The organism is Dysgonomonas termitidis, assembly GCF_042654545.1.
Lineage (GTDB): Bacteria > Bacteroidota > Bacteroidia > Bacteroidales > Dysgonomonadaceae > Dysgonomonas > Dysgonomonas termitidis.
Genome location: NZ_JBHSGN010000121.1, coordinates 109,072 through 133,994, shown reverse-complemented (window position 1 = coordinate 133,994; position 24,923 = coordinate 109,072). Strand labels below are relative to the sequence as shown.

The 24,923-nt window shown below is 40.7% G+C and carries 21 protein-coding genes; 4 read left to right on the top strand and 17 right to left on the bottom strand.

Features of this window, described 5'->3' with window-relative positions; genetic code table 11:
• Positions 1-52: 52 nt before the first annotated feature.
• From tgt to ACFO6W_RS20185, 4 genes are all read right to left on the bottom strand, one after another.
• Entirely contained in the window at positions 53-1,183 is a 1,131-nt protein-coding gene (gene tgt / locus ACFO6W_RS20200) for a tRNA guanosine(34) transglycosylase Tgt (RefSeq protein WP_379999801.1), read from the bottom strand.
• A gap of 95 nt (positions 1,184-1,278) precedes the next feature.
• On the bottom strand, positions 1,279-2,625 hold the full coding sequence (locus ACFO6W_RS20195; protein ID WP_379999799.1) for a hemolysin family protein: 1,347 nt from the start codon (positions 2,623-2,625) through the stop codon (positions 1,279-1,281).
• 472 nt (positions 2,626-3,097) lie between these two features.
• Positions 3,098-3,313, bottom strand: coding sequence for a hypothetical protein (locus tag ACFO6W_RS20190; RefSeq protein ID WP_006797659.1), 216 nt, complete (start codon positions 3,311-3,313; stop codon positions 3,098-3,100).
• 114 nt (positions 3,314-3,427) lie between these two features.
• On the bottom strand, positions 3,428-5,224 hold the full coding sequence (locus tag ACFO6W_RS20185) for a chloride channel protein (RefSeq protein ID WP_379999796.1): 1,797 nt from the start codon (positions 5,222-5,224) through the stop codon (positions 3,428-3,430).
• 237 nt (positions 5,225-5,461) lie between these two features.
• On the opposite strand from ACFO6W_RS20185, the gene ACFO6W_RS20180 reads away from it, so the two are divergent.
• On the top strand, positions 5,462-6,673 hold the full coding sequence (locus ACFO6W_RS20180) for a DUF418 domain-containing protein (protein ID WP_379999794.1): 1,212 nt from the start codon (positions 5,462-5,464) through the stop codon (positions 6,671-6,673).
• 147 nt (positions 6,674-6,820) lie between these two features.
• On the opposite strand, the gene leuB is transcribed toward ACFO6W_RS20180, so the two are convergent.
• The 8 genes from leuB to ACFO6W_RS20140 form a co-directional block, all read right to left on the bottom strand.
• Complete coding sequence (leuB, locus tag ACFO6W_RS20175) at positions 6,821-7,891, bottom strand: 3-isopropylmalate dehydrogenase (RefSeq protein WP_291108647.1); 1,071 nt, start codon at positions 7,889-7,891, stop codon at positions 6,821-6,823.
• On the bottom strand, positions 7,891-8,130 hold the full coding sequence (locus tag ACFO6W_RS20170; protein WP_379999792.1) for a hypothetical protein: 240 nt from the start codon (positions 8,128-8,130) through the stop codon (positions 7,891-7,893). The genes leuB and ACFO6W_RS20170 overlap by 1 nt, the downstream gene beginning before the upstream one ends.
• Positions 8,131-8,150: 20 nt before the next feature.
• Positions 8,151-9,125: a protoporphyrinogen/coproporphyrinogen oxidase gene (locus ACFO6W_RS20165; RefSeq protein WP_379999790.1), complete on the bottom strand. Its 975-nt coding sequence runs from the start codon at positions 9,123-9,125 to the stop codon at positions 8,151-8,153.
• Entirely contained in the window at positions 9,122-10,126 is a 1,005-nt protein-coding gene (locus tag ACFO6W_RS20160) for a glycosyltransferase family 1 protein (RefSeq protein WP_379999788.1), read from the bottom strand. The genes ACFO6W_RS20165 and ACFO6W_RS20160 overlap by 4 nt, the downstream gene beginning before the upstream one ends.
• 34 nt (positions 10,127-10,160) lie before the next feature.
• Positions 10,161-11,672, bottom strand: coding sequence for an alpha-isopropylmalate synthase regulatory domain-containing protein (locus tag ACFO6W_RS20155; protein ID WP_380000101.1), 1,512 nt, complete (start codon positions 11,670-11,672; stop codon positions 10,161-10,163).
• Between the two features lie 80 nt (positions 11,673-11,752).
• Positions 11,753-12,343 (bottom strand): 3-isopropylmalate dehydratase small subunit, encoded by a 591-nt coding sequence (leuD, locus tag ACFO6W_RS20150; RefSeq protein WP_379999786.1) that lies wholly within the window; start codon positions 12,341-12,343, stop codon positions 11,753-11,755.
• A gap of 127 nt (positions 12,344-12,470) precedes the next feature.
• A complete protein-coding gene (gene leuC, locus ACFO6W_RS20145; RefSeq protein ID WP_379999784.1) occupies positions 12,471-13,865 on the bottom strand; it encodes a 3-isopropylmalate dehydratase large subunit in 1,395 nt (464 codons plus the stop codon).
• Between the two features lie 26 nt (positions 13,866-13,891).
• Positions 13,892-15,382: a 2-isopropylmalate synthase gene (locus ACFO6W_RS20140; RefSeq protein WP_379999781.1), complete on the bottom strand. Its 1,491-nt coding sequence runs from the start codon at positions 15,380-15,382 to the stop codon at positions 13,892-13,894.
• Between the two features lie 333 nt (positions 15,383-15,715).
• Between ACFO6W_RS20140 and ACFO6W_RS20135 the strand changes: the two genes are divergently transcribed.
• Entirely contained in the window at positions 15,716-16,450 is a 735-nt protein-coding gene (locus tag ACFO6W_RS20135; protein ID WP_379999779.1) for an HAD family hydrolase, read from the top strand.
• Between the two features lie 4 nt (positions 16,451-16,454).
• Here the strand turns inward: ACFO6W_RS20135 and ACFO6W_RS20130 are convergent, their stop codons facing one another.
• The 5 genes from ACFO6W_RS20130 to ACFO6W_RS20110 form a co-directional block, all read right to left on the bottom strand.
• Positions 16,455-16,868 carry a YybH family protein gene (locus ACFO6W_RS20130; RefSeq protein WP_379999776.1) on the bottom strand — a complete coding sequence of 138 codons (414 nt, stop codon included), beginning with the start codon at positions 16,866-16,868 and terminating at the stop codon, positions 16,455-16,457.
• Positions 16,869-17,070: 202 nt separating this feature from the next.
• Positions 17,071-18,744, bottom strand: coding sequence for a B12-binding domain-containing radical SAM protein (locus ACFO6W_RS20125; protein ID WP_379999774.1), 1,674 nt, complete (start codon positions 18,742-18,744; stop codon positions 17,071-17,073).
• A gap of 551 nt (positions 18,745-19,295) precedes the next feature.
• Positions 19,296-20,168: a Cbp1 family collagen-binding glycoprotein adhesin gene (locus tag ACFO6W_RS20120; protein ID WP_379999772.1), complete on the bottom strand. Its 873-nt coding sequence runs from the start codon at positions 20,166-20,168 to the stop codon at positions 19,296-19,298.
• Positions 20,169-20,208: 40 nt separating this feature from the next.
• Complete coding sequence (rsmI, locus tag ACFO6W_RS20115; protein WP_379999770.1) at positions 20,209-20,883, bottom strand: 16S rRNA (cytidine(1402)-2'-O)-methyltransferase; 675 nt, start codon at positions 20,881-20,883, stop codon at positions 20,209-20,211.
• 271 nt (positions 20,884-21,154) lie between these two features.
• Positions 21,155-21,943, bottom strand: a complete 789-nt coding sequence (locus tag ACFO6W_RS20110; RefSeq protein ID WP_379999768.1) for a TIGR02757 family protein — start codon at positions 21,941-21,943, stop codon at positions 21,155-21,157.
• Between the two features lie 204 nt (positions 21,944-22,147).
• On the opposite strand from ACFO6W_RS20110, the gene ACFO6W_RS20105 reads away from it, so the two are divergent.
• Both ACFO6W_RS20105 and ACFO6W_RS20100 read left to right on the top strand, forming a co-directional pair.
• On the top strand, positions 22,148-23,011 hold the full coding sequence (locus ACFO6W_RS20105) for a mechanosensitive ion channel family protein (protein ID WP_379999766.1): 864 nt from the start codon (positions 22,148-22,150) through the stop codon (positions 23,009-23,011).
• Between the two features lie 133 nt (positions 23,012-23,144).
• Positions 23,145-24,845, top strand: a complete 1,701-nt coding sequence (locus tag ACFO6W_RS20100; protein ID WP_379999763.1) for a tetratricopeptide repeat protein — start codon at positions 23,145-23,147, stop codon at positions 24,843-24,845.
• Positions 24,846-24,923: the final 78 nt, after the last annotated feature.

Sequence of the window (24,923 nt, the reverse complement as noted above, 5' to 3'; positions counted from 1 at the left end):
TTCGCCCTCCGGGCAGTTACAAGTTACAACCAGACAAGTTATTCTTAATTCTTTAAATTTTCCTGCTCACTTTTTCTACCATTTCTTTCTTCCATCCGGAGAAATCCCCTGCTATAATATGCTCACGGGCTTCTTTAACCAGTTGCAGATAGAAAGCCAGATTGTGTATAGAAGCTATCTGTAATCCTAATATTTCATTCGTAATAAACAGATGACGAAGATATGCTTTTGTATATAAAGTATCAACAAATGATGCCCCATTTTCTTCGATCGGAGAAAAATCGTTTGCCCACTTCCTGTTACGCATATTCATTATACCATTACGGGTAAACAGTTGCCCGTTGCGTCCGTTACGGGTAGGCATGATACAATCGAACATATCCACACCCCGCTCTATGGCTTCCAGAATATTGGCCGGCGTGCCTACTCCCATCAGGTAACGGGGTTTACCGGCCGGAAGTATTTCGTTTACCACCTCAATCATCTCATACATTTTTTCGGTAGGTTCACCTACAGCCAGTCCTCCGATCGCATTCCCGTCCGCACCTTTCGATGCTACATTCTCTGCGGCTCTGCGGCGTAAGTCAGGATAAACACACCCCTGCACAATAGGAAATAAGGCCTGCTTATACCCGTATTCGCATTCTGTGCCGTTAAACTGAGTAAAGCATCTATCGAGCCATCGTTCGGTCAAATCAAGGGATTTCTTTGCATATGTATAATCGGCATCTCCCGGCGTACATTCATCGAAAGCCATAATGATATCCGCGCCTATCACCCTCTGAATATCCATAACGGATTCCGGTGTAAAAAAGTGCTTCGAACCATCTATATGAGACCGGAATATAGCGCCTTCTTCGGTCAATTTCCTGTTTTCGGCTAAAGAAAACACCTGAAATCCTCCACTGTCGGTCAGTATCGGCTTGTCCCAGCTATTGAATTTATGCAAACCGCCCGCTTGTTTAAGTATTTCCAATCCCGGACGCAGATACAGATGATACGTATTCCCCAGAATTATCTGCGCTTCGATATCATTCTTCAGTTCGGTCATATGTACGGCTTTCACCGCTCCCTGAGTACCCACCGGCATAAAAACAGGGGTCTCTATCTGTCCGTGATCGGTTGTTATAAGTCCTGCTCTGGCTTTGGTTTGCCCGTCAGTATATTGAAGTTTAAAATCCATTTATTTTAGTTACAAGTTACAGAGTCTATACAGACCATGCAAACCGGACTTGCTTCATTTCCAAATTTGCTAATTTTCGAATTCTCAAATTGACATCAGATTTGAGTGGTCCTTGATTGTTCAGCATCATCTGCGTCCCCTTTTGCTACCAGGTCTTTTAGCTGAACCACAACAATCGATGTCTTATTTTTCTTTATCACCGTAAACTGATAATCCTCTGCTTCCAGTTTATCGTGCGTATTAGGAATACGGCCGAATTTATCGATGAGATATCCGGCAAGGGTATCGTACTGCTTATCTCTGTCTATCGGGTGCGGCAACTCATCGTTGATGTCGGATATGGCAGCCGTAGCTATTACCGAATAGATATTTTTTCCTGTTTGTTCTACAAACGGAATTTCGTTATCGTATTCATCCTGTATTTCACCGACAAGTTCCTCGAGTATATCCTCCATAGTGATAACGCCCTCTACTCCGCCATATTCGTTCAGTACCATCGCAATTTGCTGATGCTTTACCTGAAACTCTTTCAAAAGCTGGCCGATACGTTTTGTCTCGGGAGTAAATGAAACAGGGCGTATGATAGAACGGATATTCACATTCCCGCTGCTAATGCGCATCTTTTTCAATATATCTTTCAGATGGACTACCCCGATAGTGTTGTCTATATTATCCTCGTAACACGGAATACGGGAATATCCTTCCTCTATTACAAATTCCAATGTCTTTTCATCGTAATCGTTCACGTCTATAGATACCACCTGCGTACGCGGAACCATTATCTGGCGCGCGGTACGTTCCGAGAAATCAAATGCATTCTGGATAATATCAAATTCTGTACTGTCTACCTTCCCGCTTTCCTTTGCCTGATCTACCAGATAGCGCAACTCGTCGCTGCTATACACTTCCTGTTCCGAAACGGTATGCAGTCCAACCATCTTGAGTACAAGATTGGCAATGCCATTCAGTAACCAGATGAACGGACGGCAAATCCAATAGAAACCATGCAGAGGATATGCAACGGCAAGCGTTGTCTGTTCTGAACGCTGGATAGCCAATGATTTAGGAGCTAACTCTCCTAATACGATATGCAATATAGTGATTATAATAAATGCTGTAATCAGCGATACTGTAGACAACACAGACGGGGCAAGTTCAATATTGAACAGTCCGATTATTTCTTTGATTATCTTGGATACCACAGGCTCGCCTATCCAACCTAAAGCAAGGCTGGCAATGGTAATACCAAACTGGGTAGCAGCCAGATAGGAATCGAGATGTGTTACTATTTTTTTTGAAAGAGCGGCTGCACGACTGCCTGCCTGAGCTTTCAATTCAAGTTGAGAAGACCTAACTTTTACGATTGCGAATTCCGCCGCAACAAAAAAACCATTAAGAAATACGAATAAAAGAGTAATTAAAATCGATATGAAAATGTCCATATTCTAATATGAATGATAATAATGCAAAGATAATATAATTGTGTATTCGTTTAACAAAAAACAAATTAAACAACGATGAAAATATAAATAAATATTAAATAGAAGGCTTTACATTTATTGACTATATACCGTTAAAATGTAACGAAAGTAACAGAAAATCAATTATAAATCAAATCACTGGCTGAAATAAAATTCACAGGAATGAGGTATATGTAATTTTAACGTTCAATTCTTTTCAACTACGCGCAATCAAAGATTGCCTGTGTTCCTTTTGGGCAATGCCAAAAGGAAGGACAAGTCCGACAGGGCGTGGCAGCAATAAGTTAAAAGCTTTCGAAAACAAATAAGGAGGGGAATTATGCTGGAAAAGAATTGAACATTAAAATCCAACTACCTATTTGCATAATATATTATCAGGCTATAACTTATAATGACAGTCCTACTTACCAAAGTTACAAATAGGCGCGCGACCCTATTTCCCTTTATTGCTGTTAAATAAATCTTTTTTGAAAAACAGGACGCGTATAAGCCAAAGCACAAAAAAAGTAACACATACGATGGCGATAGTTGCCCCCGAACGCAAAATTATACTCAACGAAATAGGCTGGATATCCCACAGGGCCAATACGGTAAGGGTGGCTCCCGTAAGAATTATAACAGCAGATAATATACCGATAAAAATTTTCATAAATATTTACTGTTAAAAGGTTTATTCTTTCGCAAAGATAGAAAAGTATGGAATAGATATTTTTTATCTTTTCATAATTTTGATTAAAAAGCAAACAGATCACAGACCGGTATTTTAGTCTTCGGCAAAGTTATCTACAAGCACTTCCCTGTAAACATCCAGTATATTCGATTTGGAAATAAATCCGAGATAGACATCGTTTTCATCTACCACAGGCAGATTCCATGCCTTGGTTTCATCAAATTGTTTCATTATCCTTTCCATTGTCATACCCACTACAATAATTGCAGGCGGAGAAGTCATAACGCGCGAAATCCTGAAGCGGTTATATAGTTCGGGACGGAACATTATATTCCTTATATTGTCTATCAGCACGATACCCAAAAAACGATTTCGGTCGTCTACCACAGGAAACACATTACGTGACGAACTCGATATCACTTTTACCATCTCACCCAATGTCATATCCGGGTTTACAGTTTGAAAGTTAGTCTCTATCAACCGATTGATATTCATCAGAGTCAATACGGCTTTATCTTTATGGTGAGTAAGCAGCTCTCCCTTTTTGGCCAGACGCATCGAATAAATACTGTGAGGCTCGAATATCTTGATAAAAGCATAAGAACAGATCGATACTATCATTAGCGGTAAGAGCAGTTCATATCCACCGGTCAACTCTGCAATCAGGAATGTCCCTGTCAATGGCGCATGCATCACTCCGGCCATCACCCCGGCCATCCCCATCAAAGCAAAATTTTCTTCCGGCAATAAAGGCAGATACTGACTGAATTCAGAGTGGTTAGCCGCGTATGCAAATATAAATCCGGCAATACAACCGAGGAACAATGACGGAGCGAATATCCCCCCTGTACCTCCGGCACCATTTGTCGCGCTGGAAGCGAACACCTTCATCAATAGAACCCCGCCCAGGAAAAGAATTACTGTCCAGCGGAAATCTTTAAACTGGAAAAACAAACTATTGTCGAGCAACGTTCCATACTCCCTGCTGCCGTTGATCAATGCATTTATTGTATCATAACCTTCACCATAAAGCGGAGGCATCAGAAATATAAGAATACTCAGTACAGTTGCCCCGAGACCGTATTTTTGCCAATAGGTAAGTTTCCGGAATATATCCTCTATCCAGTTCATCGCACGGGTAAAATAGAGAGACACCACACCACAAAAAATACCGAGCAGGATAACCATAGGTATCCGCTCCAGAATAAATACATCGGTATATGCATAGCTGAACATAGCCTTGGTACCCATCGTCAGATACGACAGTGTAGCGGCGGTCACAGACGTTACCAAAAGCGGCAATACGGTAAAAGTAGTAAGGTCGAGCAATAAAACCTCGACTACAAACACCAGTCCGGCAATAGGAGCCTTGAAAATACCCGCGATGGCACCTGCTGCGCCGCAACCGATAAGCAGCATCAGATATTTTTGCTCCACCTTGAATACTCGTCCGAGATTGGACCCGATAGCCGACCCGGTCAGTACAATAGGAGCCTCCGCTCCTACCGATCCCCCGAATCCGATAGTAATGGAACTGGCTATAATAGATGTGTAAACATTATGAAGTTTGATAAAACTCTTGCGTTGCGAGATGGCATACAATATTTTTGTTACCCCGTGACTAATATCATCCCGTACAATATATTTTACGAAGAGCCCGGCGATAAGGATACCTACAGCAGGAGTTATCAGATATATGTAATTGGCTCCTTCGGTGAGAAACTGAGATGTAAGGAAGTGTTGTATCAGGTGTATCAGGCTTTTCAGAATATATGCCGCCAAAGCCGTAAATATCCCGATAAGGAAGCTTACGAATATGACCAATTGTTTTTCCTTGACATTCTTGGCTTTCCAGACAAGGAGGTTATTGTATATTTTATCAAACTTCATTTTTTAATTATTGAATCCCAAAAGTATAAAAAATAAGTCATACTAATAAATATTTATTCAAATCGATAGTGTTAAGAATCCACCTTTTCCTGCCTGTATTTAGCTGTATTCCTGCTTTTGGGATACTTACAGGATGTATCTCAAATAAGAATGACCGGATTTTTGCCTTTTATGCTCAAAATATACAGGCAATTGAATCACGCTGAATCTATATTTGCAACATAAACTAAATACACCATGAAACAAGACATTGCGATCACACCAAAGAAACGTATCAGTTCCATAGATGCCCTAAGGGGCTTCTCCCTGATGGGTATAATGCTGCTGCACAGTATGGAGCATTTCGACCTCACATATACACCTATACTTGATTCTCCATTCTGGCAATGGACAGATACAGCCGTAAACAGTATTATCCATTTTTTGTTTCAGGGAAAATCATACGCTATATTTTCCCTTTTGTTCGGTTTAAGCTTCTTTATGCAAATGGATTCACAGGCTGAGAAAGGTAATGACTTCCGTCTTAGATTCGCATGGAGGCTGGTAATATTATTTGCACTGGGTTATATCAACGGGTTGATATATATGGGCGAATTCTTCGTTATATACGCTACATTGGGACTGATACTCATCCCTCTATACAAAGTACCTGCAAAGTGGCTGGCAGGCATCGCGTTCCTCTTGTTTCTACAAATACCGCAGGTTATACAATTCATTTCTCTGATGAGTAATAATGTACCCAATACTCCCGATGCATTTAATATCCGCATGAACGGACTATTCGAAAAAAGTGCTGATATGTTTATCAATGGTTCTTTCCGGGATATGATAAAATTCAATGCAGTGGAAGGGCAAACAGCAAAGATGATGTGGTTTATAGATGTTTACCGCTATCTCCAACTTGCAGGGCTGTTTATTGTCGGTCTGCTGATTGGCCGTTACGGAATCCATAAGAGCGAAGAGAAAATGATAAAATATAGCAAAAAGGTACTACCCTATGCTTTCCTGTGGTTTGCATTCTTTTATGCTATAATATTGCTCCTGCCGCTTTTCGGAGTTAAAGATTATGCTCTGGCTGTAGGGAAAGGCCTGTTCACGACATATGCAAATCTGGGTATGATGACAATTTATATCTGCGGCTTTACTTTGCTCTACTATAAAACGGTTGCGGGTAAAAATGTATTAGAAAGATTGGCTCCTGTCGGACGTATGAGTGTTACCAATTACATGATGCAGTCTCTCTTGGGAGTCTTTATATTCTACGGTTTCGGGCTGAATATGGCCGTATCATGCAGTTTCCTTCAATGCGCTCTGGCCGGATTAGCAGTCTGTGCATTCCAGATATTTTATAGCAACTGGTGGATAAAACGTTTCTATTATGGTCCGGTAGAATGGATATGGAGAATTCTGACATGGCTTAAACCCGTACCTTTAAAGAGAAAAGGATAATTACTTGTCATTCTCAACGGAGTGAAGAATGCCGTCTTATTTGACAAGATTCTTCACTCCGTTCAGAAACAACGTTCGGCAGAGCGAAGCGGAGCCAATGACAAAAGGTATCAAAAAATGATACCTTTTCTGTATTTCATGAAAAACTTACTTCTTCACATAGTCCACAATCCAGTCACCGACTTCAGATGTAGAATGTTTTTCTCCGTCTTTAGAAGCTATATCCTCAGTAACAACACCCGCATCCATCGAAGCGGCCACAGCCTGACGGATAAGCGCGCCTTCTTCATGCAAATCGAAAGCATATTCAAACATCAGCGCCGCCGATAATATCGTTGCCAGCGGGTTAGCTATATTCTTACCTGCTGCCTGCGGATACGACCCGTGTATAGGCTCGAATACAGATGTATGGATACCGATGGACGCCGATGGCAGCATACCCAGCGAGCCTGTAATAACAGAAGCCTCGTCGGTAAGAATATCTCCGAAAAGGTTTTCGGTTACAAGTACATCGAAGCGTTTCGGCCATTGGATAATCTGCATAGCAGCATTGTCCACAAACATATATTCGGTTTCCACATCCGGATATTGTTTTTCTATCTCTTGCGCAACCTGTCTCCACAAGCGGGAAGTACAAAGCACATTCGCCTTGTCTACTACAGTCACCTTCTTGCGGCGCATACGGGCATATTTGTAAGAAAGGTGGAGAATGCGCTCTACCTCCTCACGCGTATATACACATGTATCGTATGCAGTATCCCCATCTTCGCTACGGCCTTGCGGACGTCCGAAATAAAGTCCTCCGGTAAGTTCGCGGATACACATAAAATCAGCTCCGTCTACTAAGTCGGCGCGCAACGGAGATTTGTGTATCAAAGACGGAAAAGTAGAAACCGGACGGATATTTGCATATAATCCCAGTTTCTTGCGCATAGCCAGTAGCCCTTGTTCGGGACGTACTTTGGCCGATGGGTTATTGTCATATTTAGGATCGCCTATAGCTCCGAAGAGTACGGCATCGGACGACATACACAACTCATGCGTTCCATCCGGATAAGGATTGCCAACCTGATCGATAGCGGTTGCACCCACTACCCCATATTCATAACTAAGCTCATGCCCGAATTTTTCACAAATGGCTTCTGTCACTCTCAAAGCCTGCCCGATAATTTCGGGTCCGATCCCGTCGCCGGGAAGTACTGCGATGTTTAATTTCATTAATATTCTTTTTTTATACTATTTGCCATATCAATAGCTTTCTTTATACAAATATCCATATTGTAATATTGCCATTCGCCAAATCGGCCAAGGGTATATATCCCAATTTTGTCTAAGTATTCCCTAATAATATTCATTGATGAGGAATAATTTTCATCAAAAACAATATAAGCCATATCTGAATTGTTATGATCCAGAGGCTCTATTAAAAAATCATCTGTCCTCCCTGATTGAATCATTTCTTCTACAAGATGCGATCCTATAACTTCAGATATTGCATACCCGTTGGACGGTCTGAAAACGAGCCAATATGAATATAACGATGAAATAAGTATTTGCTATCAGGGAGATATGTCCAAGTCTTATCTGTATCTTTAGTCTTCCATAAGACGTTTGATATTCCATTTACTTTTAATTTTTTAGCTGCTTCCTGAACATCTATAGGCACATTGGATATAGTTGCAATAAATCTATTTATTGGAGTCGTATTTATTATAATATCATATATCTTATCATTGTTAATATGCCACTTTTTTGAGATTTGATTATAGTTAACCGATTCGATTTCGTAGTTATAATGAATTATAATATCTTTTGCTAAAGCATCAATAAAAGTATTTTGATTATTCGATTTTGGATAATAAAATTCAAAGTGAGCCATATTATCCTCTGATTTGTTTATTAACCCTCTGAAAAACGATTCTTGATTTGGTACTGGCAATTTATCTTCAACCCAGGAATAGTCCATTTCTTCAGGCAACCTATTCCAAATTTTTTTGTTGTATGGTATAAAATATTCATAGGCCAACGTATCCCCAAATTTTTTCAAAAACCAATCTTTCAGATTATCATACGTTCCATTATCAATTGCTTTAAAAAAATCTACAGTTATTCTTTGTGCCAGATCTTTATCATTTTCAAATATCTGCCGTATTGAAAATTCAATGGGATAATCTATTTCATAATTATGAAATTTTATTCTGGATTTGCGCTTTATTCTATTCCATTCCGTAATCGGAAGGATATTGTCAAATACAAAATCTAAAACATCTTTATGTTTTGAATTGAAGCAATGACCGCCTATTGTGTGATAAGCAATACCGTTTACGTCCCTTGTTCGAGCAATTCCTCCATGTATACTCGCTTTTTCTAAGATTTCGACATCATATTGATTATTTAACAGCCTGGCAATGCTTAAGCCGCTTATTCCGGCTCCTAATATCCCGATTTTCATGATAAACTAAATTCTTTTATTATTTTCTGAAGTTCTATAATTCTTTTTGATGTATAATGTTTTTCCAAGACTTCGCCATAAAGCTTTAAATCGACAGGGGTTGCCAGATATTTATTCATTGTATCTTTGAATAATTGATAGTTATCGATATGGCGGGAAATTTTCCCCATTTCAAAAAATCTGCATTCTTCTGTATCAGGATATCTGGCTATTATATGGCATTGTTTTGAAATTAGTTCCAGAAACTTCGGTGTTACGGGATTAAATCCATTCGTACTCCTGCTATTATCCATGCCGGGGGTAGAGTAGAGCGCGATTTTCGATTTACCGAGTATCTCCATATAATCGGCTCTGCTATTGGCTTCTCCAATTTTACCTGTTTTTGTGGAGTAATATGCATAGTCTCCCTTATTGGAATTTTTTTGATAAACAAATTCAACATTCGGATTTTCCTTTAAATAGGTTTCTAAGAATTCCATTAAAATAGGATTTGTCCTTCCTAATGCTATAACATCATACTTTTTTTCAATATATTCAGAACTGATTTTATATCTGTCTGAAAGACTGAGAGGAATACATTTGACATTTAACAAACATTTTCTCTCTTTTAAAAAATTGTAGGCCTCAAAGCTGGAGACTAAAACTAAGGGACATTTTTTGAATTTGGTATAAAAATATGCTAATTTATCTTCATCTACGAAAAAATCAATTATATACGGAATCGAAATATTCCGTGCGCATGGATAAACAGGAAAATAATCAAATATATTCATAAGGAAAAAAAAAGCATTATCGGAAGATTTTCTTTTTCGTGAGTATAAGTTGTCTATTTTACATAATATATCATATAGCTTACCTTTCCCTTTGGGAATTTTAGAATACAAATTTTTGTCATCAAGAGACAATGGAATTTGCAAGTTATTGTATATATCTTCTTCCCATTCATACACAATATGCCATGAAGGATGATAAATGTATCTTCTTTTTGTAATAAGTCTCATAACATTTTTTTTTACAAAGATATATTTATTTCATTTACATATCCTCTATCATGTTCAACATCTTCTCTGTAGCTTTTACAGCCGCCTCTGTCTGGTCGGCGTCAAGTCCCCTGGTCTTGAAACTCTTCCCGTTAAACTCCCAGGTAATTACAGTTTGCACCAATGCGTCGGTGCGTCCTCCCGGCGGAATATATACCGCATAGTTAGTCAACGTAGGAGTCGGCTTATTCAGACGTGAATATATCTTCCACAATGCTTTTGAGAAGGCATGATACTGTCCGTCTCCGGGTGCAGTCCATTCATGCTCCTGTCCGTCGATTTCGATACGTACAGTAGCAGTCGGGCGCAAACCTTTGGTGAGAAGGAATGCAAAGGAAAGGATTTTTATCCGTTTTTCCTTCTCATTGTTCTTCAATACATCAGAAATAATGTATGGCAAGTCGTCCTGTGTTATGATTTCTTTCTTATCACCCAATTCGATAACACGGTTGGTTACCTTCATCATATCCTCCTCATCGAGCTCTATACCCAAAGCCTCAATATTTTTACGGATATTGGACTTACCTGACAGCTTACCCAATGCATACTCCCGTACACGTCCGAAGCGTTCCGGAAACAGGTCATTATAATAAAGGTTATTCTTATTGTCGCCATCGGCATGTATCCCGGCACATTGTGTAAACACATTATCCCCGACAATCGGCTGGTTAGCTGCGATATTTATTCCCGAATAACTTTCCACTACACGGCTTACCTTATTCAGTTTATCTTCTTTTATAGAAGTTTCCAGTTTCAACTGGTCATGGAATACGGCAATCACACTGGATAAAGATGCATTTCCCGCACGTTCACCCAGTCCGTTCATCGTCACATGCACACCTTTTACTCCCACTTCGGCCGCTACCATTGTATTAGCTACCGCAAGGTCATAATCGTTATGGGCATGAAAATCGAAATGCAGATTCGGATAACGGTTTATCATCCGGCGGCAACAACGCCATACACTATGGGGATTAAGAACACCCAAGGTATCGGGAAGCATAAACCGCCTGATAGGTAAATCTTTCATTCCGTCCATCATAAAGTACACATAATCTTCGGAATTCATTATCCCGTTCGACCAGTCTTCCAGATAAACATTTACGGTTATACCCATCTTCTCTGCAAGCTCGACTTCGTATCTGATATCCTCCAGATGTTGTTCCGGAGTCTTTCTCAATTGCTCGGTTACGTGTTTGTACGATCCCTTTGTCAAGAGATTGATAGTCCGGCAACCTGCGTCTTTAATCCAGTTGATAGACGCGCCCTTATCTATAAAGCCGAGTATTTCAATCTTATCGATATGCCCGGTTGCTTTTGCCCATAAAGCAATCTTCTTTACAGTTTCAAATTCTCCATTCGAAACCCGTGCTGAGGCTACTTCAATACGGTTAACCCCCAGATCGACAAGAAGCAAATGTGCTATACTCATCTTCTCCTGAGCCGAAAACGAGACGGTAGACGTCTGTTCCCCATCTCTCAGGGTAGTATCCATTATTTCTATCATAACTGTAATATGCCAATGTGAATAATGTGCCAATGTGCCAATGAATTTTGAAAATATTGGCACATCGGCATATTATTTAATTAGAACATTGATTGTTCCTCATATTCCTCTGTCATCTCTTTTTTAGAGAGCAGATAATCTATATCATCCAGTCCTTTCAGCAAACATTCCTTTTTATAAGGATTGATCTCAAAACTTTCCGATTTTCCGGTCGCATTATTTGTTATTGCCTGCTTCTCCAGATCAATAGTCAAAGTGGCTTTTGGATCAGTATTTACACTCGCGAATATTTCTGCCAGAAACTCAGGTGTAACCACTACGGGAAGTACACCATTATTCAATGAGTTATTCCTGAAAATATCGGCAAAAAAGCTCGATACTACTGCTCTGAAACCATATCCGGCGACTGCCCATGCAGCGTGTTCACGGCTGGAACCACTACCGAAGTTTTTTCCGGCAACAAGGATTTGCCCGCTATAAGTAGGATTGTTAAGTACGAAATCGGTTTTCGGACTTCCGTCTTTGTTATAACGCCAGTCTGCAAACAGATTATTTCCGAATCCCTCTTTGTCTGTCGCTTTCAGAAAGCGTGCAGGGATAATCTGGTCAGTGTCCACATTTTCGATAGGTAGTGGAACGTATGTCGATGTAAGTGTTTGAAATTTTTCCATTTTTTCTTTTATTCAAGTGAATGTTATACAAAGTTTTTTCCTCCTTGTCATTCTGAACGGAGTGAAGAATCTCTTTTAATTAACAAGAGATACTTCGTTACACTCAGTATGACAAAAAAGAGTAAAATCAGATTGAACGAGGATCTGTTATTTTACCAGTAATAGCAGCCGCTGCCGCTACTAATGGCCCTGCAAGGATAGTACGTGCACCCGGTCCCTGACGGCCTTCGAAGTTGCGGTTCGATGTAGATACGGCATATTTGCCTGCCGGAACTTTATCATCATTCATAGCAAGACACGCAGAACAGCCCGGTTGACGAAGGACAAAACCTGCATCTGTAAGTATTTTGTCCAGTCCTTCGGCTTTAATCTGGTCGGCAACTTTATGGCTGCCCGGTACAAGCCACGCGATAACATTGCCGGCTTTCTGCTTGCCTTTCACAAAATTGGCGAAAGTACGGAAATCTTCAATGCGTCCATTTGTACAGCTTCCGAGAAATACGTAATCGATAGACTTGCCTTCCACCTTCTCTCCCGGTTTGAATCCCATATAATCCATTGATTTCTGGAAAGAGATACGGCCGGCTTCATCGATCTCGTCAAGAGTAGGTATTGTACCGTCGATAGCCATTCCCATACCCGGATTTGTTCCGTAAGTGATCATCGGTTTAATATCGGCTGCGTCGTAAGTCAGTTCTTTATCAAATTTTGCACCTTCGTCAGTCTTCAATGTTTTCCAGTATGCCAACGCCTTGTCCCAATCCTCACCTTTCGGCGCAAATTCGCGACCTTCCACATAAGCAAAAGTTGTTTCGTCCGGAGCAACAAGACCGCCACGGGCTCCCATCTCTATACTCAGATTACAAAGGGTCATGCGTTCTTCCATCGACATATTGCGGATAGCTTCACCTGCATATTCAACAAAATAGCCTGTAGCGCCACCTGTTGTCAGTTTCGAAATCATGTAAAGAGCTAAGTCTTTTGCAGTAACGCCTTCGCCCAGTTTCCCATTGAATGTGATACGCATTGTTTTAGGACGAGTCTGCAATACACACTGTGAAGCCAATACCATTTCCACTTCGCTGGTTCCTATACCGAAGGCGATAGCACCGAAAGCGCCGTGAGTAGATGTGTGGCTATCTCCACAAACGATAGTCATACCCGGTTGAGTAAATCCGTTTTCAGGACCGATGATGTGTACAACTCCGTTTTTCTGGTGCCCCAAAGGATAATACATATCTATACCGAATTCCTTTGCATTTTTAGAAAGCGTATCCAACTGGTTCTTAGATACAGGATCTTTTACCGGTTTATCCTGATCAATAGTCGGCGTATTATGGTCGGCTGTTATAGTTGTTTTATCTGGACGAAACACAGACAATCCTCTTGCACGCAATCCATTGAAAGCCTGAGGACTTGTCACTTCGTGGCAGAAATGGCGGTCGATGTATAGCTGAGTAGGCCCGTTGTCTACAGAAGATACGACGTGCGCATCCCAGATTTTGTCGAATAAAGTTTTCATATTTTCTATTGAATCTATTATGTTGATTATTTTACGAACTTGTTTACTGCATTGATAAAGGCTTCTACAGAGGCTACCACAATATCTGTATTTGCCGAGAAACCGTAATAATTCTGTCCTTCATGCGATACCTGCATATGCACTTTGCCCGTGTCGTCACTACCTTTATTGATCGCCTGAATAAGGAATTCTTCTATCACCATCTGGCGTTTGATAATTTCTTTTACCGCTTTGATAGCTGCATCTACCGGGCCGTTTCCTGTTGCCGATGCCTGGAATTTTTCTCCGGCGATATCCAGTCCGACCACACCGATACATTTTACGCCTTTCCCTGATGTGGTTTGCATGAAGTCCAGCTTAATACGGTGCATTTTATCGGTCTCTTTTCCGGCCAAAATCAATAGGTCCTCATCCGTTATATCTTTTTTCCGGTCGGCCAGATCCAGGAAGCGCTGGTACAGTTCTGCTAACTGATCATCATCTACTTCTATACCCAGCAAATTTAATCTGTTTTTCAGTGCTGCACGTCCGCTGCGAGCAGTCAGTACGATTGCATTATCATCGATACCGACATCCTTAGGGTCTATAATCTCATATGTGGAAAGATGCTTCAACACTCCATCCTGATGGATACCCGACGAATGGGCAAAAGCATTACGCCCAACGATCGCCTTATTCGGCTGCACAGGCATATTCATCAGATTAGAGATAAGACGGCTTACAGGATATATCTTCTGTGTATTGATATTTGTTCCGATGTTCAGTTCTTTATGGCTTCTGATAGCCATCACAACTTCTTCAAGTGATGTATTTCCGGCACGTTCTCCGATACCATTGATTGTCACCTCTACCTGGCGCGCCCCGTTAAGCACCCCCATTATGGAATTGGCTGTCGCCATACCTAAATCCTGATGGCAGTGTGTGGACAGAATTGCATTTTTCATATCCACATGATCTATCAGGTATTTGATTTTTGCCCCATATTCAGTAGGCAGACAATAACCTGTTGTATCAGGAATATTGACAACTGTCGCCCCGGCATTTACTACCGCCTGCACGACCCTTGCCAAATAGGCATTATCGGTACGCCCCGCATCTTCGGCATAAAACTCCACATCTTCTACAAAGCGTTTCGCATATTTTACACATGCTGCTGCACGTTCAAGTATATCGTCCTGAGTAGAGTTGAATTTATATTTAATATGGTATTCCGATGTACCTATACCTGTATGTATCCGTTTTTTCTTAGCATACTTCAATGCTTCGGCTGCTACTTCAATATCCTTTTCCACGGCACGTGTAAGAGCACATATAGTAGGCCAGGTTACGGCTTTAGATATTTCCACTACCGAATTGAAATCACCTGGGCTGGATACGGGAAATCCGGCTTCGATAACATCAACACCGAGCGACTCGAGAGCTCTGGCTACTTCGATTTTCTCGATAGTATTCAACTGGCAACCCGGTACTTGCTCTCCATCTCTCAATGTGGTGTCAAAAATAAATAACTTGTCCATAACTTTTCTAATTGATTTAGTATACTGTTTGTTTTACATAAAAAAAGCCTTTCTCATCTACTGAAGAGTGAGAAAGGCCCTGTTTTTTCTTTATATTTTTTCTACATAGCAATGCTCACCCTAAATTTCTCCAGAGGATAATGAGTGAACTAATAATAATATTACTATGCATCAACATAAGTTTCATTTTTCGATTGACAAAGTTATTCCATTTTTTCGGAAATACAAATAAAAAGATTCCTTTTTTGATATTTTGTGACATTTATACATTACATCTCTATCAAAAATATTGTCTTATCTTTGTACTGATAATTAATTCTATTTTTCATAATAATGACTACTCCATTTAAAAACTATCTCAACAAACACAACTATATCCGCTTCGATCTCAAAGCCGTACTATTCGACATGGACGGGGTTCTTTACGATTCCATGAAATGGCATGCCAAATCGTGGAAGGAGACAATGGATGAATTCGATATCCCCAGTACCCCCGAAGAATTTTATCTGTATGAAGGCATGGTCGGCAGTAAAACCATCAATCACCTGATGAACAGGGAGAAAGGGAGGGATGCCACTAAACAGGAAACAGATACCATATATAAACGCAAAACGGAACTCTTCACAAAATACAACGATGGCGCTCTTATTCCTTTTGCCTACGGCTTCGTTAAGAAAGTAAACGAAGACGGACTTACACCTGTCCTTGTCACCGGATCGGGGCAGCCTACACTTATCAATAAGCTGGAATACAACTTTCCCGGACTATTTGCCAAAGACAAGATGGTAACTGCCTTCGACGTTAAGCATGGTAAGCCTCATCCTGAGCCCTACCTGATGGGATTGAAAAAAGGTGACGCATTAACCCCGGACCAAGCCATAGTCATTGAAAATGCACCCCGCGGCGTGGAAGCGGCTGTTGCTGCCGGAATTTTCACGATTGCCGTCAATACGGGGCCAATGCCCGACAAAGTATTGGTTGAGGCCGGAGCCAATATAGTATTGCCTTCGATGGAGGCTCTATATAATAATTGGCCTGCATATTACAGGATATTGAAAGAAGGCTGATCCGCTACTTATAAAGCTGGGCAAAAGACCAATGAGTGTGTATAATTTCCCACTGGCCCGATGAATCTGATTTATAGACCTCCGTGCAGTGCATCCTGAACACCTGGCCGTCTCTATGAGCTTCATAATCATATGCCAAGACGGCAGTATTTGCTGATACCTGTACAACCGGATCGATCATTTTATACAAGTCGATTTTGATCTTTCCCCTGATGGTGTTATAATATTCTTCGAGAGCCTTCTTTCCTTCGAGTTTATTCTCGAAAGCCGGGTCGAAATAAACAACATCATCAGAAGATAACTCAATAAACCCGTCAGGGTTTCCATCGTTCCACAGTTCTAATGCATGTTTTTCCAAAGCTATGATTGTAGCTTTAATATCCTCTTTGTCAGAGGAAACACTTGTGCATCCAGCCATAAGAGATAAAATTAATATGTATATAAAATGTTTCATACTTAATAGTCACTGTAACTACCTGATCTAATTGTCTGCCAATTTAGTAAATATTTGAGAAACAGCTACAATTACATCTTATCTTTTAGTTTAAGCACCCCAATATACAAAGCATTATAAATTGCATATCATAAACATAAAGCAATTCCGCAAAGGTGTTGCTTTTTTATTGCTCACCCTGCGCAGAATAAGGTATCGACAGACGCTTATTATCAATAAATACAGTAAGCAGGTATTCATTGTCCGATATATAGTCAACCGCCGTCTGCTTTTCTATAATCTTACGGTTCAGCCTGTACTTCGACAGGAAGCCTCTATCCTGTCCTATCTGATACAACAATTGCTTCCGCAGTTTCTTATCCATCATATTCGTCCAGAAGCCCTGCGGCCTGCGGGTAAAATTATTATAGTAGTCTGTCCGTAAACATTCGAGCAAGTCAATATCTTTCGATAACAGGAAACTGTGCAGATAGCGGAATAAGTCCTCCAGCTGATAGCCGCGGTGAGGCAGATTCCGCGCCTTGTAGTATTGCCCTATTTCGTCGAATAATTCAAAGTAACGTCCCGGATAATAAGTCCCGAACAATTCATTCATCGTATGGGGAAACCGTCCGCTGTTCCAGAACTTCTCCAATGCGTGTTCCGCTTCATGTACACGATCGAGTTCCTGACTGGAGATATCCGCGTTGCACTCTATTTCGTAAGGAGCCTGCTCATCGTATTTGTAGCCATATTGCCCGGCCTGTTTCCTCAGGTTGGTTCCCCGCAGCATTTTCAGAAAGCCGAGTTGTACCTCCTTTGCCCCCAATGAAAATACATCATTGAACGATTTTATAAAACGCCCCAATGTTTCATAGGGCAGTCCGGCTATCAGGTCGAGATGCAGGTCTATTTTACCTCCATTCATTATTTTCTTTACGTTGCCAGCCAACAGCTGAAAATCCTGCCTGCGCCTTACAGCAACATTCGTAGGCTCATATGTGGACTGGATACCTATTTCGAAACGGAAGAAATCTTTTGACAGGTTCGTATTCAGATAATCAATCGTTTCGTCCCTGAGTAGATCGGCATATACCTCAAACTGGCAACTAAGATTCGGACGGTAGTTCTTAATAAGGAAATCAAACACAGTATGTGTATGCTCCTTATTCAGATTGAAAGTACGGTCGAGAAACTTGATTTGTTTAGCGCCGTTATCTATCATATACCCCAGATTCTCCAATATATATCCTTTAGGATAATAGCGTACACCTTTCTCAAGCGATGACAGGCAATACTGGCACTGATAAGGGCATCCGCGGGAGGTTTCGAAATACACAAGCCGGTTTTTCATATCGTCCCTGTCCTCTTCCAGCATGTATGGCGAAGGTAAAGACGCAAGTTTTTCCAGATCGGCCTGCACAATTACTTTGCTGATATATTCGCGGGATGACACCCCCTTTATCTCAACGGCATATCCTTTCTCAATAACAGCTAATAATTCACCCAGAACAAACTCTCCCTCACCTCCTATTACATAGTCGATATTCCAGTTGCGGAGAAAAAAGTCCGGCTCATACATCACCTCCGGCCCTCCAAGAATAATAGTTAGGTCCGGCTTCCCTGCTTTCAGTAGCGAAATCAATTCTCTTGTCTGTTCTACATTCCAGATATATACACTTATACCTATCACATCACAGCCACTGTCAAGTAATTCTCCGGCTACCTTCTCCACTTGCTCTTTGATGGTATATTCTTTAAACGAAATGTCAAAGCGGTCTTTGTTAGCCACATAAAGCCAACGAAGAGCCAATGAAGTATGGATATACTTAGCATTAAAAGTAGTGAGAATCGTTTTCATCTGACAAAGGTAAGAGTTTTTTCAGTGAACAGTCAACAGTCATCAGTTAACAATATACTCTCGCAAAGACGCAAAAGGTAACAAAGGTAACAGATATATCAGTTAACAGTTAGCAGTTAGCAGTAAACAGTAAACAGTAAACAGTCATCAACCCGTAACTTGTAACTGTTAAAAGGTAACAAAGGTAACACTTATTTCAGTTAACAGTAAACAGTCAGCAGTTAACAACCCGTATCTTGTCTACTCGTAACTTGTCTACTCGTAACTTGTAACTGCCCGTAGGGCGCAGTAACTCGTAACTATATCAAAAAAGTTACAAAAGTTACACTTTTCCCACTATTTTTTATCTGTTCCTTTTTCCCTCTCTGTAAGTCCCCCGAGGGGAAACAACGTTCGGCGGAGCCAATTTAGGGGGCTCCTTCAATACTTCAAAGAACTGTCAGCCAAAGGCTACCGGCTAAATACATAGATAAATATTTTCCTCAAAAAAACAAAAAACCGGTACTTTATTCAGTACCGGCCTAATGTTATATTGAATGTGAGATCCGTTATTATCCTACCTCTACTACGAGGAATTTGGTCAGGCTCCAGAATCTCTTGTAATCCGTCACTTTAATAACCACTTTACCGCTTGCATCTTTATCCAGGGTATAGCTGTCTTTCGGATGGTCCGACAAAAGCTTAGCTTTCTTGTCATATACAGGAATACTCTGAGTATCACGTATATCCACCTTTATAAATTTGCTTTTCTCGATACCTTCGTTCAGTATCTTGTTTGACGCAAGGAATCCACCTGTAACGACTTTAGCTTCCTTCAGTTCTTTGGATGTACCGAACATATAATAAGCAGTATTTAATTCCTTATCCTGCTCTTTGATCTTAGAGGCCTGTTCAGCAGTCTGCGTAGATAAGTTATCCACATTTTCTGTCAATGACTTCACATCTGTCTGCAACGAAGCGATCTGGGCATCGCGTGTAGCAAGGGACGACTGCAGCTCGGATATTGTATTTGCCCTTTCGGTCAGCTCCGCATTCAGACGTTCGATTGTAGACTTCAGGCCGGCCATCTGTCCCGAATTACCCTTCAGACGTTGATTCAACTTATCTATATCTGCTTTATTCTTTTTCAGGATTTCATTTATCATTTCAAAATTGTCCCTGACACGGGTTTTAGTGTCGTTCGACATTTCACCTTTCGATTTGGATTCTATAGTCAGATATTTTTCGGCTTCCCTTATCTGTCTGAAATTTTCCTCCACATCGTTTATCAGGCTGTTCATTTCAGCCAGTTCAGTATTCCCCTGAGCACTAACCTGCAACAAGGAGTCCCGTTGGGCTTGTAAAGCCTTATATTCATCCGAATTTTTTACGTTACATGACGCTAAAGCTAATAAGCAAAAGCATCCTACAAATAATTTTTTCATATACAAATATTTAACTTGTTAGTTTTATTATCGAATTTATTCATCCATTTTTACCAGACAGGACTATAACAAACTCACCACGTGGTTCGTTCACCGAAAAGTGAGATATTAGTTCCGTCAATGTTCCACGGCATGTCTCTTCATATACCTTCGATATCTCGCGGCAAGTAGCGGCATACCTGTCTTCTCCCATGTATTCGGCCAATTGGGCCAGTGTTTTTAATACCCTGTGGGGAGACTCGTAAAACACGATAGTGCGGGTTTCCTCTGCCAGGATTTTCAATCGGGTCATACGCCCTTTCTTCTGGGGCAGAAACCCCTCGAAACAGAATCTGTCGCACGGGATACCCGACGATACCAGTGCAGGAACAAAAGCCGTGGCACCCGGCAAACATTCCACATCAATACCGGCTTTCACACATTCCCTCACAACCAGAAACCCCGGATCGGATATACCGGGCGTGCCCGCATCGGATACCAAGGCAATATCTTCTCCTGCATTGAGCCTGTTGACTATATGTGAAACAGCTTTATGTTCGTTGAATTTATGATAAGACTGCATTTTGTTCTGTATATCGAAATGCTTTAAGAGGATACCTGTAGTACGTGTATCTTCAGCCAGTATAAGCGCAGCGTCCTTCAGTAGTCGCACTGCCCTGAACGTCATATCCTCAAGATTACCTACGGGCGTAGGTATGATGTATAACTTTCCCATTTCCTTTCTTTCTATGCAAACTTACACGCTGCAAATATACGAAAAAAATAACCTACCATGTATAAAACGTGAATTATGTGCATTTGTTATGAGCCTGTCTAAATTTTATTCGTTCAGATTTTCAGAACTATTTTTAGAATGATTTTTTCTTTTTTGAAGTGCGAATAGCGGGCTATTCAAGCTGAAAAAAGGGGAAAATCGGATAAAAAGAGACTGAAAATGAACGAAAATAGTATTATAATAAAGTATTCATATAAAATTGAAACAGGCTCTAAGTACTTTCGATAATACATTTTTCCTCAATGGAAATACCAAAAAGGGCGAAATCATATTTCACGGGATCGGCAGCGTCCAGCAACCTGAGATTAGCGGTCAGCTCCAATGCAGCCTGCCAATCCGGCTTATCACGATACAGTAACCCCAGCTTGCGGGCTGTGCGTTCCACATGCAGATCGAGCGGGCAAATCAAATCTTTGGGCTTTACTTTGTTCCATAATCCGAAGTCTACCCCATTATTATCGCTGCGGATCATCCAGCGCAGGTACATATTGAGACGCTTACACGCCGACTTACGGGCAGGCGAAGGTATGTGCTTGCGGGTACGCCGGGGAGCATCGGGATGTAAGAAAAAATAGGTTTCGAAATGGTTGAGCGCGGCTTCAACGGTCATATTTTCATCCGGAAAGAATGCATCCTCAAAGCTATTATATACAGAATAATGCCGCTTCATAAAATGGATACAATATAACAGGTCGGTATCATTGAATGTACGGTGCTTAAACCCCAATACTTTTTTCAGGTCGGAATCTTTATGTTGCATAATAAATTCATAGGGGCTGTTATCCATTCGCTGAGCCAGCTCCCTGCATTTATTTATGATCGTTTTACGTTGTCCCCAGGCAAATATGGATGCAAAGAATCCCATAATCTCCTTATCCTGTTTCGATGCGAAGCCATGAGGGATGCAAACAGGGTCGTTAGCTATAAATCCGGGAGTATTGTATTGCGCTGCTTTCTTATCCAGGAACCCTTTTAAATCAAGTATATGTGTATCTTCCACTTATTCTTTCCATTAAAATCAAGAGTGCAAAGATACGTTTTTTCAGAAATATCGCATATTTTTGAAAATAATCGTATTCAGATGCTCATTCACATAAACAATAAAAAAATAACAATCTACACCCTTATACAGTTAAAATAATCGCTCAAAAAAGCTGTTCATTCATCCAATAATAATTAATTTTGAACCAAAAATTAAAAAAACATGCTACTAAACATTATCCCTGCAGATACGCTCCAAAATGCAGAATTATCGGTATCTGCCATAGACAATTTCCTTGACAAGATTTTCGACCATGCCGTGACTTTAGGTTTGAAACTTATTGCTGCCGCAATTGTGTTTATCATCGGACGATGGGTGATTAAATGGCTGAGAAAATTCATCGACCGCTTTCTGGAAAGACGCCAGATTGAAGCTACTGTAAAAAGTTTTCTTGACAGCCTGGCTAATATTACGCTACAGCTCGTCCTGTTCTTATCGATAGTGAATATACTGGGACTTTCGATGACGTCTTTTGCCGCTATTCTTGCTGCCGCAGGTTTAGCTGTGGGTATGGCCATGAAAGACAACTTATCTAACTTTGCCGGAGGAGTCATGCTTCTGATAAACAAACCATTCAAACTGGGGGACCGGATTGTAACCCAAGGCATGGATGGTTCGGTACAAGCCATCGGTATTCTATATACAATACTTCTGACGGGAGACAACCGCACCATATATATACCGAACGGCCCTTTATCCACAGGAACTATAACCAACTATTCGAGCCAAAAGGAAAGGCGTATAGACATTACATTTACGCTGGGCTATGGTGCAGATGTAGATAATGTAAAATCTATCCTCCAATCTGTTATCAAAAATAATCCTTCTATAAAGGATACCCCCGAACCGTTCATTGGCGTTACAATGCTGAACAATGGGACATTGGATGTTACAATACGGGTATGGGCAGATAGTGGAGATTATGCTTCGATAAACGTAGACCTGAACGAAAAAGTGTACGCGGCATTCCGCGAAAATAATATTTTCGGACCAGCGGTCACAAGCATCAAAATGCTTAAAGATTAAAAAATATTAAAACTCCTCTTTATATCTATAAATAGCATATAGACATTTTCTATTCAAGAAGAAAAAAAGTAGTTTTGTACCAAGTAAGGAATGTCTATATATTATATAATAAATCAATAATTTTTAAAAAGCTATGAAAAGGCAAAAATTAAAGCTATTATTTTCATTAATTGCTCTGGTTGCGATTTTAGGAACATCTTGTAGCAAAAAGACAATGACCCCGTTAGCAAATTCTCTGTTCACAACTAACCCTTCTCCACTCGAATTAGTGGGCACAAAAGTACCGGTGACAATCAACGGACGTTTCCCTGCCAAATGGTTCGAAAAAAGCACATCAGTAGTTGTTACCCCTGTATTGAAATACAGCGGAGGCGAAGCCCTTGGCACTTCTTACTCTTATCAGGGCGAAAAAGTTGCAGGAAACGGTACTGTTGTTAATTTCGAAAGTGGGAGCGCTATCACCCTGCGGTCAGAATTTGACTACACTCCGGCAATGAAGAAATCGGAATTATTCTTAAGATTCGACTTCTCCAGAAACGGAAAAACCGTAGCAGGCTTCCCTGATGTAAAAATAGCTGACGGCGTAGTTTCTACTCAGGCGCTTGCCAGTGCTGCGACTACCACTCCGGCTGTAGCACCCGATGCTTTCCAGCGTATCATCAAAGAGGCATATGATGCGGATATCATGTTCCTTATCCAACAAGCTGAATTGCGTTCAAGCGAGCTGAACTCTACAAATCTTGCCGCATGGAAAGACCTGGTAAAAGAAGCTGATTCTAATGACCGGAAAAACATAAATGTAGAAGTATCTGCTTATGCTTCTCCCGACGGTGGTTATGAGCTGAATGAAAAACTTGCTGAAAAACGTGAGAAAAATACAACAGACTATCTTACCAAAGATTTCAAAAAGAAGAATATAGATACAGAAATCAATGCCAAATATACCGCTCAGGACTGGGAAGGTTTCCAAAAACTGGTTCAGGCATCAAGCCTTCAGGATAAAGATATCGTATTGAGAGTTCTTTCCATGTATCCTGACACTGAAACAAGGGAAAAAGAAATCAAAAACATCTCGGCAGTATATTCCGGATTAGCAGAAACAATCCTTCCTAAACTTCGTCGTTCACGCCTGATTGCAAATATCGAAGTTATCGGTAAGACAGATGAAGAACTGAAGAACGCAGCAAATTCCGACCTTACAGGCCTTTCAGTAGAGGAACTGTTATATGCTGCAAATCTGAACGGAACTTCTAAAGAGAAGATCTATACTTATGTTACTCAGAAATTCCCTAACGACTACCGCGGATGGAATAACTTAGGTGCATACTACTATACAACCGGTCAGACAAGCAAAGCTGTACAGGCATTCAACAAAGCGGCACAGGTATCGGCAAAAGCTCCTGAAGCTAATATGAACCAGGCTTTACTTTCTCTTGCTGATGGTAACACCGCTAAAGCAGAACAACTGCTGGGTAGCGCTTCCGGTGCTAATACACTGGGTGAAGCACTTGGTTTATTATACATACAGAAAGGTGATTACAACAGAGCTGTACAGGCATTCGGCGATGCTAAAACAAACAATGCCGCTCTGGCACAGGTATTAACCAAGAACTACAACAAAGCTCAACAGACATTGGATGCTGTAGCAAATAAAGATGCTACAACATATTACCTGTCGGCTATCGTAGCGGCCAGAACAAATAATACATCAGGTGTTGTTGGTAACCTGCGCTCAGCATTAGACAAAGGATTTTCAACTTCTGAAGTTCTTAACGATATAGAGTTCGCTAAATTCCTTACAAATTCCGATGTAAAAAATCTGTTGATAAGATAAACATTAACAGGCTTTTGAAATATGAAAAAAGCAGCAGGACTTTTCCTGCTGCTATTTTTTTGTTCATAACCGGGATTA